The 17,020-nt window shown below is 69.0% G+C and carries 15 protein-coding genes and 1 pseudogene; 15 read left to right on the forward strand and 1 reads right to left on the reverse strand.

Annotation, left to right across the window (positions count from 1 at the left end):
• The first annotated feature begins 108 nt into the window (after window positions 1–108).
• Together G4G00_RS15655 and xth are read left to right on the forward strand one after the other, a co-directional pair.
• The gene (locus tag G4G00_RS15655; protein WP_108754619.1) at window positions 109–1,518 is read left to right on the forward strand and encodes a coniferyl aldehyde dehydrogenase; all 1,410 of its coding nucleotides are present in this window, start codon (window positions 109–111) and stop codon (window positions 1,516–1,518) included.
• Window positions 1,519–1,627: 109 nt separating this feature from the next.
• Window positions 1,628–2,395: an exodeoxyribonuclease III gene (xth, locus tag G4G00_RS15660; RefSeq protein WP_164274893.1), complete on the forward strand. Its 768-nt coding sequence runs from the start codon at window positions 1,628–1,630 to the stop codon at window positions 2,393–2,395.
• Window positions 2,396–2,474: 79 nt separating this feature from the next.
• On the opposite strand, the gene G4G00_RS15665 is transcribed toward xth, so the two are convergent.
• Window positions 2,475–2,726, reverse strand: coding sequence for a GlsB/YeaQ/YmgE family stress response membrane protein (locus tag G4G00_RS15665; RefSeq protein WP_108754901.1), 252 nt, complete (start codon window positions 2,724–2,726; stop codon window positions 2,475–2,477).
• 84 nt (window positions 2,727–2,810) lie between these two features.
• Between G4G00_RS15665 and G4G00_RS15670 the strand changes: the two genes are divergently transcribed.
• The 13 genes and pseudogenes from G4G00_RS15670 to G4G00_RS15730 all read left to right on the forward strand — a co-directional run bounded on the left by G4G00_RS15670 (window position 2,811) and on the right by G4G00_RS15730 (window position 16,875).
• Complete coding sequence (locus tag G4G00_RS15670) at window positions 2,811–3,410, forward strand: 4'-phosphopantetheinyl transferase superfamily protein (protein WP_108754617.1); 600 nt, start codon at window positions 2,811–2,813, stop codon at window positions 3,408–3,410.
• Between the two features lie 52 nt (window positions 3,411–3,462).
• A complete protein-coding gene (gene rsmG / locus G4G00_RS15675; protein ID WP_108754900.1) occupies window positions 3,463–4,101 on the forward strand; it encodes a 16S rRNA (guanine(527)-N(7))-methyltransferase RsmG in 639 nt (212 codons plus the stop codon).
• 113 nt (window positions 4,102–4,214) lie between these two features.
• Window positions 4,215–5,012: a ParA family protein gene (locus G4G00_RS15680; RefSeq protein WP_108754616.1), complete on the forward strand. Its 798-nt coding sequence runs from the start codon at window positions 4,215–4,217 to the stop codon at window positions 5,010–5,012.
• Window positions 5,012–5,932: a ParB/RepB/Spo0J family partition protein gene (locus tag G4G00_RS15685; RefSeq protein ID WP_108751359.1), complete on the forward strand. Its 921-nt coding sequence runs from the start codon at window positions 5,012–5,014 to the stop codon at window positions 5,930–5,932. The genes G4G00_RS15680 and G4G00_RS15685 overlap by 1 nt, the downstream gene beginning before the upstream one ends.
• A gap of 70 nt (window positions 5,933–6,002) precedes the next feature.
• Window positions 6,003–6,728, forward strand: coding sequence for a suppressor of fused domain protein (locus G4G00_RS15690; protein WP_108772473.1), 726 nt, complete (start codon window positions 6,003–6,005; stop codon window positions 6,726–6,728).
• A 49-nt stretch (window positions 6,729–6,777) separates the two neighbouring features.
• Window positions 6,778–7,743: an NAD-dependent epimerase/dehydratase family protein gene (locus G4G00_RS15695; protein ID WP_108754614.1), complete on the forward strand. Its 966-nt coding sequence runs from the start codon at window positions 6,778–6,780 to the stop codon at window positions 7,741–7,743.
• Window positions 7,744–7,833: 90 nt separating this feature from the next.
• Entirely contained in the window at window positions 7,834–8,556 is a 723-nt protein-coding gene (locus tag G4G00_RS15700; RefSeq protein ID WP_108754613.1) for a glycosyltransferase family 2 protein, read from the forward strand.
• Window positions 8,556–8,897 (forward strand): lipid-A-disaccharide synthase N-terminal domain-containing protein, encoded by a 342-nt coding sequence (locus G4G00_RS15705; protein WP_108754612.1) that lies wholly within the window; start codon window positions 8,556–8,558, stop codon window positions 8,895–8,897. Before G4G00_RS15700 ends, G4G00_RS15705 begins: the two co-directional genes overlap by 1 nt.
• Window positions 8,898–9,163: 266 nt before the next feature.
• Window positions 9,164–10,936, forward strand: coding sequence for a DUF885 family protein (locus tag G4G00_RS15710; RefSeq protein WP_164274896.1), 1,773 nt, complete (start codon window positions 9,164–9,166; stop codon window positions 10,934–10,936).
• Window positions 10,937–11,012: 76 nt separating this feature from the next.
• Window positions 11,013–11,390 (forward strand): hypothetical protein, encoded by a 378-nt coding sequence (locus G4G00_RS15715; RefSeq protein ID WP_164274900.1) that lies wholly within the window; start codon window positions 11,013–11,015, stop codon window positions 11,388–11,390.
• A gap of 58 nt (window positions 11,391–11,448) precedes the next feature.
• Window positions 11,449–12,720 carry a TolC family protein gene (locus tag G4G00_RS15720; protein WP_108754609.1) on the forward strand — a complete coding sequence of 424 codons (1,272 nt, stop codon included), beginning with the start codon at window positions 11,449–11,451 and terminating at the stop codon, window positions 12,718–12,720.
• Between the two features lie 155 nt (window positions 12,721–12,875).
• Window positions 12,876–13,688 (forward strand): annotated as a pseudogene (locus tag G4G00_RS15725) (efflux RND transporter periplasmic adaptor subunit); the annotation flags it as partial.
• A gap of 19 nt (window positions 13,689–13,707) precedes the next feature.
• On the forward strand, window positions 13,708–16,875 hold the full coding sequence (locus G4G00_RS15730; protein ID WP_164274970.1) for a CusA/CzcA family heavy metal efflux RND transporter: 3,168 nt from the start codon (window positions 13,708–13,710) through the stop codon (window positions 16,873–16,875).
• The last annotated feature ends 145 nt before the right edge of the window (window positions 16,876–17,020 follow it).

Raw genomic sequence — 17,020 nt, forward strand, 5'->3', positions numbered from 1 at the left:
GCGCCAGGAGCAGTCGACTAACAGTCGACTCTACCCAGTCGACCCGACCCCGTTGATTCCAGACCCCTGTCATGCGGCGATGACCGCCGTAGCTCGTATAGTCGGCCCATGACCACCAACGCCCCAGCCGACCTTCCCGCCATCCTGCATACCCTGCGCAGCGCCTGGCAGGCCCAGCGCCCTTCGCTTGACCAGCGCGACGCCGACCTGCGCCGCCTGCGCGAGGCGCTGCAGACCCGCATGGATGAAATGGCCCAGGCCATTGCCGAGGACTTCGGCCACCGCGCCCACGTTGAATCGAAACTGGCCGATGGCATGAGCGTGCTGTCGGCCATCAACCATCTGCGCCGGCACCTGCGGCGCTGGTCCAAGCCGCAGCGGGCATCGGCCGGCTGGAAGCTGTGGCCGGCGCGCGCACAGCTGCGGCCGACGCCGCTGGGCGTGGTCGGGGTGATTTCGCCCTGGAACTACCCGGTCACTCTGGCCTTGGTGCCGCTGGCCACGGCCATCGCGGCGGGCAACCACGTGCTGCTTAAACCGTCCGAACACACGCCGCGCACCAGCGCGTTCCTGGCCGATCTGCTGGCCAGCGTGTTTCCGCCCGATCGCGTGGCGGTGGTGCAGGGTGGTGCGGACGTGGCCGCGGCCGTCTCCTCGCTGGCGCTGGACCACCTGGTGTTCACCGGCTCAACGGCCGTCGGCCGCAAGGTGATGGCGGCGGCGGCCGAGCATCTGGTGCCGCTTACCCTGGAGTTGGGCGGAAAGTCGCCGGCCATTGTCTGCCGCGATTTCCCGCTTGAGAAAGCCGCCGCGCGGCTGGCCACCGGCAAGTGGTTCAATGCCGGGCAGACCTGTATCGCGCCCGATTACGTGCTGATTGATACCCTGCGCCAGCGCGAGTTCGTGCAGGCGCTGCAGCAGCAGGTGCGTGCGCGTTACGGGGATTTCGCCGATGCCGACGACTACACGCGCATCATCAACGAGGGGCAGTACCAGCGCCTGCAGGGCTATCTGGCGCAGGCCCGCGAACGCGGCGTGCCGGTCATTGCGTTGGCCCAGGTGGATGCCGCGCGCGCCGACCGCGAGCGCCTGCTGGTGCCCACGGTGGTGCTGGACCCGCCGGATGACTTGGACCTGATGCGCGAGGAGATCTTCGGCCCGATCCTGCCGGTGCGGGCCTACCCGGACCTGGATGCGGCGCTGGCCGACGTGGTGTCGCGTGACCGCCCGCTGGCGCTGTACCCCTTCAGCCAGGACCGCGCGACGGTGGAGCGCATCCTCGACCAGGTGGTGGCCGGCGGGGTGACGGTGAATGACACGCTGCTGCATTTCGCCGCCGACGGCCTGCCGTTTGGCGGGGTGGGGGCCAGCGGCATGGGCGCGTACCACGGCCGGGCCGGGTTCGATGCCATGAGCAAGCTGCTGCCGGTGCTGTGGCAGTCACGCTGGGCGGCCAGTGACCGGCTGCGGCCGCCGTATTCGAAGATTGCGGGGTTGTTGAAGGTGTTGTTGCGGTGAAGCCACGCATGGCGTGGCTCTACTGACGGGGCCGCGTTCCGGTAGGTGCCAACCTTGGTTGGCACGCGGGTTTGGCGCCTACCAAAGCAGGGCCGGGTAGAATGCCCCCATGAAAATCGCCTCGTGGAACGTCAATTCGCTCAATGTCCGCCTGCCGCACCTGGAGCAGTGGCTCAAGGATTTCGGCCCGGACATCGTCGGTATCCAGGAAACCAAGCTGGAGGACCACAAGTTCCCCGAAGCGGCGCTGATCGCCGCCGGCTACCGCAGCGTGTTCGCTGGCCAGAAGACCTACAACGGCGTGGCCCTGCTGTCGCGTGAGCCGGCGCAGGACGTGCAGATCGGCATTCCCGGCTTCGAGGACGAGCAGAAGCGCGTCATCGCCGGCACCTTCGGTGATCTGCGGGTGATCAACCTGTACGTGGTCAACGGCCAGGACATCGGCACCGACAAGTACGACTACAAGCTGCGCTGGCTGGAAGCCGTGCATGCCTGGATCGCGCAGGAGCTGCAGCGCCACCCGAAGCTGATCGTGATGGGCGACTTCAACATCGCCCCGGACGCGCGCGACGTGCACGACCCGGAGGTGTGGAACGAAAACCACATCCTCACCTCCACCGCCGAGCGCGGCGCGCTGAGCAAGCTGCTGCAGCTGGGCCTGCACGATGGCTTCCGCCTGCACAACGACGAGGCCGGTGTGTTCAGCTGGTGGGATTACCGTGCGGCCGGCTTCCGCCGCAACCTGGGCCTGCGCATCGACCTGACCCTGGTGTCCGATGCGCTGAAGGGCAGTGCGGTGGCCTCGGGCATCGACCGCGAGCCGCGTACCTGGGAACGCCCCAGCGACCATGCCCCGGCATGGGTGGAATTGGGTTGAAGCGGTAGCGCCGGGCCATGCCCGGCGAGCGAAGCGGCGGCAGGGAGACGCCGGGCATTGCCCGGCGCTACCCCTCGGATCACCGTATGCTCTTGCGGGTGAACAGGTTGACGATGGCCAGCAGGATCACCGCGCCGATCAGCGAGAACAGGAACGTGCGGATCGTAATCGCTTCGTTGATGCCGCCGCCGAACAACCAGCCGGCGATCAACGCGCCGACGATGCCGACCACGATGTTGAGGATGATGCCCTGCTGGGCGTCGCGTCGCATGATGATGCTGGCCAGCCAGCCCACCACGCCGCCCACGATCAACCAGATGATGATGCCCATGTACGTGACCTCCGGAAGGGAACGCAGCCAGTTGACGCGCAGCGCCGTGAACCCGTCGTGCAATCCCGTGACGGGGGCGTGCGGATGAGCCTGCCGGCCACCCTGGACGGCCCCTGGCGGTTCGGCCCGGTGACCGTCTGGCGGCGCCCGCATGTGCCCGGCCAGCGGGGCGAGCCGCAGGCGCGGCAGGTGCTGGCGCAGGCGCTGGGGGTCGAACCGGAGGCGTTGCCGCTGGTGCGCGATGACAAGGGTCGGCCCGAGCTGGCCGGTGCGCTGGCCCACTACGGCACCGGCTGGAGCCACAGCGGCGAGGTGCTGCTGGTGGCGCTGGGCGAGGGCGTGCGCCTGGGGGTGGACCTGGAACTGCTGCGCCCACGCCCGCGGCTGCTGGAAATCGTGCAGCGCTTCTTCCACCCCGACGAGGTGGCCTGGCTGGAAGGGTTGTCCGTGGCCGAGCGCGAACACTGGTTCTTCCGCGTCTGGTGCGCCAAGGAGGCGATCCTGAAGGCGCACGGGCAGGGCATTTCCTTCGGCCTGCACCGCCTGCGCCTGGCCCCCGGCCGCGATGGCGCGCTGCACCTGCTGGCCTGCGACGCCGAACTGGGCCAGGCCGAGCGCTGGCACCTGCACGAATGGCAGGCCAGCGGCCAGTTCCGCGCCGCATTGGCCTGGCATGCCGATTGATGCCGCGCACCGAAGCGGCGAACCGGCGGGCAAAACCGGCGATAATGGCGGCATGAGCGAACATGATCTTCCCGCCGGCGTGGTTGCCACGCTGGAACAGGGCCTGGCCAGCATGGGCCTGGCGGCCGACTTGGCGCCGCCGCTGCTGCGCTACCTGGCCCTGCTGCACCGCTGGAACGGCACCTACAACCTGACCGCCATCCGCGACCCGCAGGAGATGGTCACCCGCCACCTGCTCGATTCGCTGGCCATGCAGCCGTTCGTGGCCGATGGCAGCCTGGCCGACCTGGGCACCGGCCCCGGCCTGCCCGGCATCCCGCTGGCCATCGCCTGCCCGGGCCTGCAGGTCACCCTGGTGGAAAGCAACGGCAAGAAGGCGCGCTTCATGCGCGAAGCCGTGCGCCAGCTGGGCCTGGCCAATGCCCGCGTGGCCGAGTCGCGCGCCGAGGCGCTGGACGAGGCCGGCGCCTACGACCAGCTGACCGCGCGCGCCATGGACACCCTGGCCGGCATCGTCCGCGTGGGCGGGCACCTGCTGCGCCCCGGCGGCGTGCTGCTGGCCATGAAGGGGGTCTACCCGCATGACGAGATCGCCGCACTGCCGGCGGGCTGGCAGGTGCGCGAGGTGACCCCGCTGAGCGTGCCCGGCCTGGCCGGCGAACGCCATCTGGTCACCGTTACCGGCCCTTGAACCCGCTCGTCGACCCCTTGTGCAACAACGGGTTGGCGATCCACGATTTCCGCCCGGGGCCGGTTGTACGCATAATGACCGGTCCCAACCATCCGTCGACGAGGCACACCTGCATGGCCCGCATCATCGCCATCGCCAACCAGAAGGGTGGCGTCGGCAAGACCACGACCGCCGTCAACCTGGCCGCTTCCCTGGCCAACGCACCCAAGCGGGTGCTGCTGGTCGATCTCGATTCGCAGGGCAATGCGACCATGGGCAGCGGCGTGGACAAGCGCGAACTGGTCGCCTCCACCTACGATCTGCTGCTGGGTGAAGCCAACGCCGCCGATGTGCGCGTGGCCACCGCCGAAGGCTACGACCTGCTGCCGGGCAACATCGACCTGACCGCGGCCGAGATCCAGCTGATGGCACAGGAAGCGCGCGAGCAGCGCCTGAAGCGCGCGCTGGCGCCGATCCGCGATGAGTACGACTACATCCTGATCGACTGCCCGCCGGCGCTGTCGCTGCTCACGCTGAACGCACTGGCCGCCGCCGATTCGGTGATCGTGCCGATGCAGTGCGAGTACTACGCACTGGAAGGCCTGAGCGCGCTGGTGGAAACCATCGAAGCGCTGCGTGCCAACCTGAACCCGGCGCTGGAGATCGAAGGCGTGCTGCGCACCATGTTCGACGTGCGCAACAACCTGGCCAACGCGGTGTCGGCCGAACTGACCGAACACTTCGGTGATCGCGTGTTCCGCACCATCGTGCCGCGCAACGTGCGCCTGGCCGAAGCCCCCAGCCATGGCCAGAGCATCGTCGGCTACGACCGTGCCTCGCGCGGTGGCGTGGCCTACCTGGGCCTGGCCGGCGAGATCATCCGTCGCAACAACGAACGCAACAAGGCCGCCAAGGCCGTGGAGACCGCCTGATGACCAGCAAGCCTGCAGCCAAGAAGCGAGGCCTCGGCCGCGGCCTGGACGCCCTGCTGGGTCCGAAGGGCGCGGTCAGCCAGGTGCAGGCCACCACTGCTGTCATCGAGCCGCTGCCGGGTGAAGTGCTGCGCAAGCTGGCCGTGGGCCAGCTGCAGCCGGGCAAGTACCAGCCGCGCCGCGAGATGGACGAAGGCAAGCTCTCCGAGCTGGCCGATTCGATCAAGTCGCAGGGCGTGATCCAGCCGATCCTGGTGCGCCAGCTGCCGGCCGGCAACTACGAAATCGTGGCCGGCGAACGCCGCTGGCGCGCTTCGCAGCTGGCCGGGCTGGACGAAGTGCCGGTGGTGGTGCGCGAGCTGGAAGACCGCACCGTCATCGCGATGGCGCTGATCGAGAACATCCAGCGCGAAGACCTGAACCCGCTGGAAGAAGCCGAAGCGCTGCAGCGGCTCATCAGCGAATTCACCCTGACCCACGCCGAGGCCGCCGAAGCGGTGGGCCGCTCGCGCGCTGCGGTGTCCAACCTGCTGCGCCTGCTGGAACTGCCGGTGGCGATCCGCCTGCTGCTGGAAACCCGCCGTCTGGAAATGGGCCACGCCCGCGCGCTGCTGACCCTGGCCCCGGAACTGGCCGGCAAACTGGCCCAGGAAGCGGCCGACGAAGGTTGGTCGGTGCGCGAGGTCGAGCGCCGCGCGCAGGCCTTCGCCGCCGGCAAGGTGCCCAGCAACCGCCCGGTGGCCACGCCGAAGGTGCAGCAGGCCGATATCGCGTCGCTGGAAACCGAACTGTCCGAATCGCTGGGCACCAAGGTGGCCATCAACCATGGCCGCGGCGGCAAGGGCAAGCTGATCATCCACTACACCGACCTGGATACCCTGGACGGCGTGCTGGAAAAGCTGCGTACGCGCCAGGGCTGAGCCCGGCCGGGTTTCTGCCCCGCGCACGGCGCGCCTGCGCCGTGCCCCGGGGCCTGACAGGGAACCGTGCATGAGCAATGACTTCGACGATGTCAGCCCCGGTGGCAGCCGCATGCACCTGCACCGCCGCGACACCGTGCATTCGCCTGCACAGGGCCAACCGCACACGGCGCAGATCCGTGCCTATATCGAGCGCCACCTGGGGCCGGTCGCGGGCGCGTTCGACGATGCGCTGCCCGATACGGTGCGCGTGCTGGTGCATGTGGTGCCGCCCACCGCCGACCGTCCCTGGCTGCAGCTGGTCACCTCGGGCATGAGCGATCTGCCGATGAACCTGCCGCCGGGCGTGGATGTTCCGCATTTCGCCGAACTGATGCTGACCCTGCCGGCCCACTGGCCGCTGGATGCGCAATCGCTGCAGGACGAGCGTTTCTACTGGCCGGTGCGCCTGCTGCAGACGCTGGCACGCCTGCCGCATCTGTATGACACCTGGCTGGCACCCGGGCACACCGTGCCGCATGGCAATCCGGCCGAACCCTACGCGGCTGACGTGCGGTTCGACGGCGCCATGGTGGTGTATCCGGCTACGGTGCCGCCGGCCTTTGGCGAACTGCTGGACGATGATGGCCGCACGATCGCCTTCCGCGCGGTGCTGCCGCTGTACCCCGAAGAGATGGCGTTGAAGCTGCAGGAAGGGGCCGATGAACTGCTCGAACGCCTGCAGGCCAAGGGCATCGACGACCGCATCGACACCGGCCGCTTCAACGTGGCGCGGCCACGGCTGGGCCTGTCCTGAGCCAGGCGGGTAACATCTGTGCTGCATTCCTGCGCGTAGAGCCCCCGCCATGACCCTCCTGCTCACCGGCGCTGCCGGCTTCATCGGTGCCTACACCGCCCGCGCCCTGCTGGAGCAGGGCCAGGCCGTGGTCGGCCTGGACAACTTCAACGATTACTACGACCCGCAGATCAAGCGCGACCGCGTGGCCGCGCTGTGCCCCACGCTGGACCTGCGCACGCTGGACCTGACCGACCGCGAAGGCCTGGCCGCGCTGTTCGACGAAGTGCAGCCCAGTGCGGTGATCCACCTGGCCGCGCAGGCCGGCGTGCGCTATTCGCTGGAAAACCCGCACGCCTACGTCGACAGCAACCTGACCGGCTTCGTCAACATGCTGGAACTGTGCCGCCACCGGGGCGTGCAGCACCTGGTGTACGCCTCCAGCAGCTCGGTGTACGGTGATTCGGCCACGCCGCCGTTCTCCGAAGACCAGCGCGTGGACCAGCCGCGCTCGCTGTACGCGGCCACCAAGGCCGCCAACGAGCTGATGGCCTACACCTATGCCCAGCTGTATGGCCTGCATGCCACCGGCCTGCGCTTCTTCACCGTGTATGGCCCGTGGGGCCGCCCGGACATGGCGCCGCTGCTGTTCTCCCGCGCAGTGCTGGCCGGCCGCCCCATCGATGTGTTCAACGAAGGGCGCATGCAGCGCGACTTCACACATGTTTCCGACATCGTGGCCGGTATCCTCGGCGCCCTCGCGCACCCGTCCACCGAGCCGGTGCCGCACCGCGTGTTCAACCTGGGCAACCACACCCCGGTCGAGCTGGAGCGCTTCATCGGTGTGATCGAACAGGCGGCCGGGCGCCCGGCGCAGAAGGTCTACAAGCCCATGCAGCCCGGCGACATGGTGCGCACCATGGCCGACACCCGGCGCGCCCATGACGCATTCGGCTTCGACGCGGTCACCCCGATCGAACAGGGGCTGCCGCCGGTGGTGCAGTGGTGCCGCGAGTACTTTGGCGATCGCGCCTGAGGAAGGCTCCTCACGCAGCCGGGTTCATCTTCGGATAACCTCGGCTGCGGACAATGCGCGGTCTTTGTTTCCCTCTTGGCCGAGTGCCCCATGAGCCAACCTGAGCTTTCCGTTGTCGTTCCGGTGTTCAACGAGCGCGACAATGTCGCCCCGCTGGTGGCCGAGATCACCGCCGCCCTGCGCGGCCATCTGCCGTTCGAGATCGTCTACATCGACGACCATTCGCGCGACGACACCCTGGCCGTGCTGCAGGGTCTGAAGGCCACCACCCCGGAACTGCGGGTGCTGCACCATGTCAGCCAGAGCGGACAGAGCACCGCCGTGCGCACCGGGGTCAAGCACGCGCGCGCGCCGTGGATCGCCACCCTCGATGGTGATGGCCAGAACGATCCGGCCGATATTCCCAAGCTGCTGGCTGCCCGCGCCGCCGCCGATGCGCAGGTAAAGCTGTTCGCCGGCTGGCGGGTGAACCGCCAGGACAGCGGCAGCAAGCGCTGGGCCAGCCGCTGGGCCAATGCAATCCGTGCGCGCATGCTGCGCGACGACACCCCCGATACCGGCTGCGGCATCAAGCTGTTCGAACGCGCCGCCTTCCTCGACCTGCCGTACTTCGACCACATGCACCGCTACCTGCCGGCGCTGATGCAGCGGGCCGGCTGGAAGACCACCAGCGTGCCGGTGAACCATCGCCATCGCACCGCCGGGGTTTCCAAGTACAACAACCTGGGCCGCGCGCTGGTCGGCATCCGCGACCTGCGCGGCGTGGCGTGGCTGATCACCCGCAGCAAGCGCACTGCGGTGGAGGAGCGTTGATGGAGCTGCACTGGCTGGACCAACCGCTGACCTGGCTGTACTGGACCGGCCTGCACGTGACCGGCTGGAAGCTGATCGGCTACACCGGCGCGCTGATGTTCGGTGGCCGCTGGCTGGTGCAGTTCGTGGCCTCCAAGCGGGCGGGCAAGCCGGTCATCCCGCGCTTGTTCTGGTACATGAGCGTGGTCGGCAGCCTGATGACGCTCAGCTACTTTCTGTTCTCGGCCAAGCAGGATTCGGTGGGCGTGCTGCAGAATCTGTTCCCGGCGTTCACCGCGCTGTACAGCCTGCACCTGGACATCAAGCACCGCGGCTGGAAGCGCGACAAAGCCGGCCATTGAGGGCCGGGGGGCCGCGCCTGCGGTGGGTAGAGTCGACTGTCAGTCGACTTTCGCGCGAAGCGCGGGCCTTGCCATCTGTGGCGGAGGGGTAGCCGACTAACAGTCGGCTCTACCCAGTCGGCTCTACCACGCGCCTTCGGCGCTCGGGCCCCAGCCTGCGGCCGGTGCCCAGGTCCTGCCTGCGTTGCAGGCAGGACCTTCGTCCCATGCCTGCACGGGGCTGGCGGTGCGATCATCGGGGTCTGCCTTCCCGGGAACCTGTGCTTGTGAAAACCCGTCTTGCCGTTGCCCTGCTGATCGCCCTGGCCTCGCCGGCCGCTGCCCTGGCCGCGCCGCCCGCTGGCGCTGCACCGGCCAGCATGGCCGCCGAATCGCCCGCCGACGCGGCGTTCCGCGCGATCTACGAGAAAGAATGGAAGTGGCGCCAGGACGGCGGTGGTGAAGCCAGCGAAGACGGCGATGCACCGGCCAATGCCACCCGCCTGCCCGATGTCGGCGCCGCCGCCCAGCAGGGCCGGCTGAAGGTCTGGGACCAGACCCTGGCCGACCTGAAGAAGATCGACCCGGCCACGCTCAGCGCGGCCAACCAGGTGAACTACGCGATCTATCGCGACCAGGTGTTCAACCTGGCCGAGGAAACCCGCCTGCGCGGCTACGAAATGCCGTTCAATTCCGATTCCTCGTTCTGGTCCAACCTGTCCTTCATGGCCCGGCGCGAGATGAAGACCGCGCAGGACTACCGCAACTACATCGCCCGCCTGAACGATGTGCCGCGCTACTTCGGCCAGCAGACCGACAACATGCGCGCCGGCCTGAAGCGCGGCTTCAGCGTGCCGCGCGCGGTGCTTGATGGCCGCGAAGTGTCCATCGCCACCGTGGCCGAACTGAAGGACCCGACCCAGTCGCCGCTGTACGCACCGTTCAAGAAACTGCCCAACAGCATTCCGGCCGCCGAACAGGCCGCGCTGCGCGAGCAGGCAGTGGCGGCGATCGGCGGCAAGGTGGTGCCGGCGTTCCAGCAGCTGCGCACCTTCTTCGTGAACGAATACGTGCCGCAGGCCCGCACCACCCTGGCCGCCGAAGCGATGCCGGGCGGCAAGGCGTACTACAAGCAGCAGATCCACGAGTACACCACGCTGGATCTGTCGCCCGACCAGATCCACCGGATCGGCCTGGAAGAAGTGGCCCGCATCCAGCAGGAAATGAACGCCATCATCAAGCAGGTGGAGTTCAAGGGCAGCTTCGCCGACTTCCTCACTTTCCTGCGCACCGACCCGCAGTTCTATGCCAAGACGCCGGAAGAGCTGCTGTCGCGCGCTGCGTGGATCTCCAAGCGTGCCGACGGCCAGATCGGCAAGTTCATGACCCTGCCGCGCGCCCGCTTCACCATCGTGCCGGTGCCGCCGGATATCGCTCCGTTCTGGACCGCGGGTCGCGGTGGCATGGGCACCTACTGGGTGAACACCTACGATCTGCTGTCGCGCCCGCTGTACAACCTGCCGGCGCTCACCCTGCACGAATCCGACCCGGGCCACGCCCTGCAGGGCGCGCTGGCGGCCGAGCAGGGCGAACAGCCCGAGTTCCGCCGCAATGCCTACATCTCGGCCTACGGCGAAGGCTGGGCGCTGTACTGCGAGAAGCTGGGCGTGGAAATGGGCATCTACGAAACCCCCTACGAGGATTTCGGGCGCCTGACCTACGAAATGTGGCGCGCCGCGCGCCTGGTGATCGACACCGGCGTGCACAGCAAGGGCTGGACGCGCGACCAGGCGCTGGCCTACCTGCGCGACCACACCGCGCTGAGCGAGCACGAAGTGACCACCGAAGTGGATCGCTACATTTCCTGGCCCGGCCAGGCGCTGAGCTACAAGCTGGGTGAGATCGCCATCGTGCGCCTGCGTGCCCAGGCCGAGAAGGAGCTGGGCGACAAGTTCGACATCAAGGGCTTCCACGATGCCGTGCTGAAGCAGGGTTCGGTGCCGCTGCCGGTGCTGGAACGGCAGATCCAGGCGTATATCGCCGAACGCCGGAAGGCCTGACCGGTCACGCCGCCGGGCCATGCCCGGCGAGCGGCTGCGATTGTGTAACGGCTGCAACGCCCGCTACCCTCCCGGCATGATCCGCTTCGTGCGCCGCCGCCCGTCGTTCCTGCTCCGCCTGCTGATGCTGGTGGTGGTGGCGATCGGCAGCGTGGGCGGCGCCACGGCGTCGGCACTGGGCGAGCTGCACGAGATGTCGCATCTGGACCATCCGGCGGCGCCGCACGATGCCGCCGGGCTCGATGCCGGGCACGACCCGGACGACACCAGCGCTCGCCTGCTGCACGCGCTGGTGCATTGCGGGCACTGTCACGGCCAGGGCGGCGTCTTGCCGTTCGCATTGGCCAGCTGGGAACTGCCACCGCCGCCGTCGGCGGTCGCGCCGACCACGATCGACACCGACGGCCGTGCCGCGCCGCTGGAATCGCTGCTGCGTCCTCCGATCCAGGCCTGATCCATCGCCCGCCGCGCGCGGGCTTCCGATCCTGTCCTGAGATTTCCGGAGTATTCCCATGTGGATCCGCCTGGCCGCTGTCGCGGCCCTGGCGATCGCGCCGTGCGTGCATGCGCAGGCGCCGTCGTCGCTTGACCCCCTGACCCTGGACGCGGCCGTCGACCGTGTCGCCCGTACCCATCCCGACCTGCGCCTGCCCACCCTGCAGCGCCAGGCCGCCGAAGCCCGCCTGGACGGCGCCGCCCTCACCCCCGCGCTGGTGCTCGGCGTGGAGCTGGAGAACGTGCTGGGCACCGGCAGCACCCGCGGCTTCGATGCCGCCGAAGCCACCGTCACCCTGGCCGGCGTGCTGGAACGCGGCGGCAAGCTGGACGCGCGTCGTGCCGTGGCCCAGGCCAACCTGGACGCGCTGGCCCCGCAGCGCGAGATCACCCGCCTGGATCTGCTGGCCGAAACCGCGCGCCGCTACCTGGCCATCAGCGCGGCCGAACAGCAGCGCCGCATCGCCGTGGACGATATCGAGCAGCGCCGTCGCGCGGTGGCCGCCGCACGTTTGCGCCTTCAGGCCGGTGCCTCGCCAGCATCCACGCTGCTGACCGCGCAGGCGGCACTGGCCCAGGCCGAACTGGACCGCGACCGCAGCCTGCAGGCGGCACGCGCCGCGCGCATGGCGCTGGCGGCGCTGTGGAACGCGCGCGAAGTGGATTTCGACGCCATCACCGGCGACCCCTTGCAGCTGCCCGCGCTGCAGGACTTCCAGCAACTGGCGCAGCTGCTGCAGCGCACGCCGGAACTGGCGGTGATCGCCACCGAAGCGCGCGTGCGCGAAGCGCAACTGCAGTTGGCGCGCAGCCAGCAGCGCAGTGATTTGTCCTGGCAGCTGGGCGTGCGCCACATGCGTGACAGCGGCGACAGCGCCTTGCTGGCCGGCTTCAGCATGGCGCTGGGCAGTGCGCGCCGTGCGGCGCCGGAGATCCGCGCCGCAGAAGCCGAACTGGCCCTGAGCGCAGTCGAGCGCGAGGCCCGCGCGTTGCAGCTGTACGCCACCCTGGCCGAGGCGCACGGCCGCTACGAAACCGCCCGGCTGGAGGTGCAGCGCATGCAGCGCGACGTGCTGCCGCAACTGCAGAAGGCCGAAAAGGCCGCCGAAACCGCATGGCGCGCCGGTGCCATCAGCTACCTGGAATGGGCCCAGCTGCAGGCCATGCGCATTGAAGCGCGGCAGCGCCAGTTGGATGCCGCGCTGTCGGCACAGTCCGCCCTGATCGAAATCCAGCGCCTGAGCGGACAACCGCTGCTGGCCGCCTCTGCTGAAGGAACCCTGCCATGAAGGCTGTCACCTCCCTGATCCGCCTGGCCACCGTGGCCGCGCTGCTGGCCGCGCTGAGCGCGTGTGGCAACGGCGGCCCGCAGGCCGCGTCGCCTGCGGACGATGACCACGATCACGCCGAAGGCGAAGCCGCGCATGCCGACGATGCGCCCGAGCGCACTACCATCACCGCCGCGCAGGCGGCCGAGGCGGGCATCGTCAGCGCCGCAGCGGGCCCCGGCACCATTGCCGACGAACACGACGTGCAGGGCCTGCTGGCCCCGGTCGACGGGCGCAGCGCACAGGTCACCGCACGCTTCCCGGGCCCGGTGCGCGCGCTGCGCGCGAACGTGGGCGACCGCGTGCGCGCCGGCCAGCCGCTGGCCAGCATCGACAGCAACCTCAGCCTGACCACCTACAGCGTGGCCGCGCCGATCAGCGGCGTGGTGCTGTCGCGGCAGGTGCAGGTGGGCGCCATGGCGGGCGAGGGCCAGGTGCTGTTCGAGATAGGCGATCTGTCGCAGCTGTGGGTGGACCTGCACATCTTCGGTGCCGATACCCAGCACATCACCGCCGGCGTACCGGTTACCGTCACCCGCATGACCGACGGCGTCAGCCAGATCACCACGCTGGAACGCGTGCTGCCCGGCACCGCCACCGCCAGCCAGAGCACCGTGGCGCGCGCCAGCGTGGACAATGCCGATCGCCTGTGGCGGCCAGGTGCGGCGGTGCGCGCGCGCATCGTGGTGGCCAGCACGCCGGCCGGTATCGTGGTGCCGCTCAGCGCGTTGCAGACCCTGGACGGCAAGGACGTGGTGTTCGTGCGCGAGGGCGACACCTATACCGCGCGACCGGTCACCCTGGGCGCACGCGATGCGCAGCAGGTGGCGGTCAGTGCCGGGCTGCGTGCCGGCGAGCAGGTGGTGGTGCAGCAGAGCTACACCGTGAAGGCCGACATCGGCAAGGCGGGTGCCAGCCATGAGCACTGACCCCAACGCCCGCCACGGGCTGCTGGAACGCATCATCGCCTCAGCCATCCAGCGCCGCTGGCTGATGCTGGGCCTGACCCTGGTGCTGGTGGCGGTCGGCATCTGGAGTTTCACCCGGCTGCCGATCGACGCCACCCCGGACATCACCAACGTGCAGGTGCAGGTGAACACCGCCGCGCCCGGCTATTCGCCGCTGGAAAGCGAACAGCGCATCACCTACGCGGTGGAAACGGCGATGGCCGGCCTGCCGAAGCTGGACCACGTGCGTTCGCTGTCGCGCTACGGCCTTTCGCAGGTCACCGTGGTGTTCAAGGACGGCACCGACCTGTATTTCGCCCGCCAGCAGGTGGCCGAACGCCTGCAGCAGGTGCGCTCGCAGATTCCGGCCGGGCTGGACCCGCAGCTGGGGCCGATTGCCACCGGCCTGGGCGAGATCTTCATGTACACCATCGACGCCGATCCCAAGGCACGCAAGCCCGACGGCACGGCCTACACCGCCACCGATCTGCGCACGCTGCAGGACTGGGTGATCCGCCCGCAGCTGCGCAACGTGCCGGGCGTGACCGAGGTCAACACCATCGGTGGTTTCCAGCGCCAGGTGCACATCACCCCGGATCCGGCGCGACTGCGCGCGCTGGGCTTCAGCCTGGACGACGTGGCCGAAGCCGTGCAGGCCAACAACCAGAACGTCGGTGCCGGCTACATCGAACGCAATGGCCAGCAGTTCCTGGTGCGCATTCCCGGCCAGGTGGCCGATCTGCAGGAGATCGGCAACATCGTGCTGGACCGCCGCGAAGGCGTGCCGATCCACGTGCACGACGTGGCCAGCGTGGCCGACGGCCCGGAACTGCGCAGCGGCGCGGCCACCCAGAATGGCCACGAAGTAGTGATGGGCACCGTGGTGATGCTGGTCGGTGCCAACAGTCGCGAGGTCGCGCAGGCCGCGGCCGCTCGCCTGCAGCAGGCGCAGGCCAGCCTGCCCGCGGGGGTGACCGTTACCGCCAGCTACGACCGCACCGCGCTGGTCGACCGCACCATCCAGACCGTGGCGCGCAACCTGCTGGAAGGTGCGCTGCTGGTGATCGTGGTGCTGTTTCTGCTGCTGGGCAACGTGCGTGCCGCGTTGATCACCGCGGCGGTCATTCCGCTGGCCATGCTGTTCACCCTCACCGGCATGGCCCGTGGCGGCGTGTCGGCCAACCTGATGAGCCTGGGCGCGCTCGACTTCGGCCTGATCGTCGATGGCGCGGTCATCATCATCGAGAACTGCCTGCGCCGCTTCGGCGAACGCCAGCACGCGCTGGGCCGCGACATGACCGTGGCCGAACGCTTTGCCGAAACCGCCAGCGCCACCGCCGAAGTGATCCGCCCCAGCCTGTTCGGCCTGGGCATCATCACCGCGGTGTACCTGCCGATCTTCGCGCTCACCGGCGTGGAAGGAAAAATGTTCCACCCGATGGCGATCACGGTGGTGCTGGCGCTGACCGGCGCCATGCTGCTGTGCTTGACCTTCGTGCCGGCCGCCATCGCGCTGTTCCTCGGTGGCCGCGTGCAGGAACAGGAGAACCGCCTGATGGCCTGGCTGCGGCGGCGCTACCAGCCGCTGTTGGCGTTCACCCTGCGCCGCGGCCGCTGGGTCGCCGTGGGCGCCCTGGTGCTGGTGCTGGTCTGCGGTGCCCTGGCCACGCGGCTGGGCAGCGAATTCGTGCCCAGCCTGGACGAAGGCGATGTGGCCATGCATGCCATGCGCATTCCCGGCACCAGCCTGGCGCAGTCGGTGCAGATGCAGGTGCAGATTGAACGCCGCCTGCTGCAGGTGCCGGAAGTGGCCAAGGTGTTTTCCAAGATCGGCACGCCGGAAGTGGCGTCCGACCCGATGCCGCCCTCGGTGGCCGACACCTTCATCATGATGAAGCCCCGCAGCCAGTGGCCCGACCCGCGCAAGTCGCGCGCCACGCTGCTGGCCGAGCTGGAACGCACGGTGGAATCGCTGCCCGGCAACAACTACGAGTTCACCCAGCCGATCCAGATGCGCATGAACGAGCTGATTTCCGGCGTGCGTGCCGATGTGGCGGTGATGCTGTACGGCGATGACCTGGACACCCTGCGCAACGTCGGCCAGCGCCTGCAGCGCGTGGTCGCAGCGGTAGCGGGTGCGGCCGATGTGCGGCTGGAAGAGACCACCGGCCTGCCGCTGCTGACCGTGCTGCCGGATCGGCAGCGGCTGGCCGGGTATGGCTTGAACCCGGGCCAGGTGCAGTCCACCGTGGCCACCGCCGTGGGTGGGCAGGTGGCCGGGCAGCTGTTCGAAGGTGACCGCCGCTTCGACATCGTGGTGCGCCTGCCCGAAGCCCTGCGCCAGGACCCGGCCGCCTTGGCCGACCTGCCCATTTCGCTGGAACCGGCGCTGGCCAGCGACAACGGCGATGAACTGAGCCGGGGCGTGGCCGCGGGCAGCGGTGCACCGCGCACCGTGCCGCTGCGTGAACTGGCCCGCATCGAAACCAGCGAAGGGCCGAACCAGATCAACCGCGACAACGGCAAGCGCCGCATCGTGGTCACCGCCAACGTGCGCGATCGTGACCTGGGCAGTTTCGTGGCGGACCTGCAGCAGGCGGTGCAGGGCAGGGTGGAACTGCCGGCCGGCTACTGGATCGACTACGGCGGCAGCTTCCAGCAGCTGATTTCGGCCAGCCAGCGCCTGGCCGTGGTGGTGCCGGTCACGCTGCTGCTGATCTTCGTGCTGCTGTTCTGGGCGTTCGGATCGGTGCGTGATGCGGCCATCGTGTTCAGCGGCGTGCCGCTGGCCCTGACCGGCGGCGTCCTGGCGCTGGTGTTGCGTGGCTTGCCGCTGTCGATCTCGGCCGGCGTGGGCTTCATTGCGTTGTCGGGCGTGGCGGTGCTCAACGGGCTGGTGATGATCAGCTTCGTGCGCCACCTGCGCGAACAGGGTCTGCCCCTGCTGGATGCGGTGCGCGAAGGCGCGCTGGGGCGTCTGCGCCCGGTGCTGATGACCGCCCTCGTCGCTTCGCTGGGCTTCGTGCCGATGGCCTTCAATGTCGGTGCGGGATCGGAAGTGCAACGGCCCCTGGCCACCGTGGTGATCGGTGGCATCGTCTCGTCCACGCTGCTGACCCTGCTGGTGCTGCCCGTGCTGTACCGCTGGCTGCACCGCCGCGAGCCCTGACCGGAGGGGTCAGATCCCTTCCGCAGGAAGGGCTCTGACCCCATCCCCTCCAGCGGCTTCCGCTGGCTGCCGACCCCTGCCGCAGGTAATTGCGCCGACACCACTGCCTGGTTGCGCCGCCGTGCACCATCGGTGAGGATCGGGA

The sequence above is a fragment of the Stenotrophomonas sp. B1-1 genome (genome assembly GCF_010894375.1).
In the GTDB taxonomy this organism is placed as follows: domain Bacteria; phylum Pseudomonadota; class Gammaproteobacteria; order Xanthomonadales; family Xanthomonadaceae; genus Stenotrophomonas.

Bases quoted from the DNA above. Each gene is read 5' to 3' on its own strand.
- G4G00_RS15655 (WP_108754619.1), top strand. From the start codon at position 109: ATGACCACCAACGCCCCAGCCGACCTTCCCGCCATCCTGCATACCCTG.
- xth (WP_164274893.1), top strand. From the start codon at position 1,628: ATGAAAATCGCCTCGTGGAACGTCAATTCGCTCAATGTCCGCCTGCCG.
- G4G00_RS15665 (WP_108754901.1), bottom strand. From the start codon at position 2,726: ATGGGCATCATCATCTGGTTGATCGTGGGCGGCGTGGTGGGCTGGCTG.
- G4G00_RS15670 (WP_108754617.1), top strand. From the start codon at position 2,811: ATGAGCCTGCCGGCCACCCTGGACGGCCCCTGGCGGTTCGGCCCGGTG.
- rsmG (WP_108754900.1), top strand. From the start codon at position 3,463: ATGAGCGAACATGATCTTCCCGCCGGCGTGGTTGCCACGCTGGAACAG.
- G4G00_RS15680 (WP_108754616.1), top strand. From the start codon at position 4,215: ATGGCCCGCATCATCGCCATCGCCAACCAGAAGGGTGGCGTCGGCAAG.
- G4G00_RS15685 (WP_108751359.1), top strand. From the start codon at position 5,012: ATGACCAGCAAGCCTGCAGCCAAGAAGCGAGGCCTCGGCCGCGGCCTG.
- G4G00_RS15690 (WP_108772473.1), top strand. From the start codon at position 6,003: ATGAGCAATGACTTCGACGATGTCAGCCCCGGTGGCAGCCGCATGCAC.
- G4G00_RS15695 (WP_108754614.1), top strand. From the start codon at position 6,778: ATGACCCTCCTGCTCACCGGCGCTGCCGGCTTCATCGGTGCCTACACC.
- G4G00_RS15700 (WP_108754613.1), top strand. From the start codon at position 7,834: ATGAGCCAACCTGAGCTTTCCGTTGTCGTTCCGGTGTTCAACGAGCGC.
- G4G00_RS15705 (WP_108754612.1), top strand. From the start codon at position 8,556: ATGGAGCTGCACTGGCTGGACCAACCGCTGACCTGGCTGTACTGGACC.
- G4G00_RS15715 (WP_164274900.1), top strand. From the start codon at position 11,013: ATGATCCGCTTCGTGCGCCGCCGCCCGTCGTTCCTGCTCCGCCTGCTG.
- G4G00_RS15720 (WP_108754609.1), top strand. From the start codon at position 11,449: ATGTGGATCCGCCTGGCCGCTGTCGCGGCCCTGGCGATCGCGCCGTGC.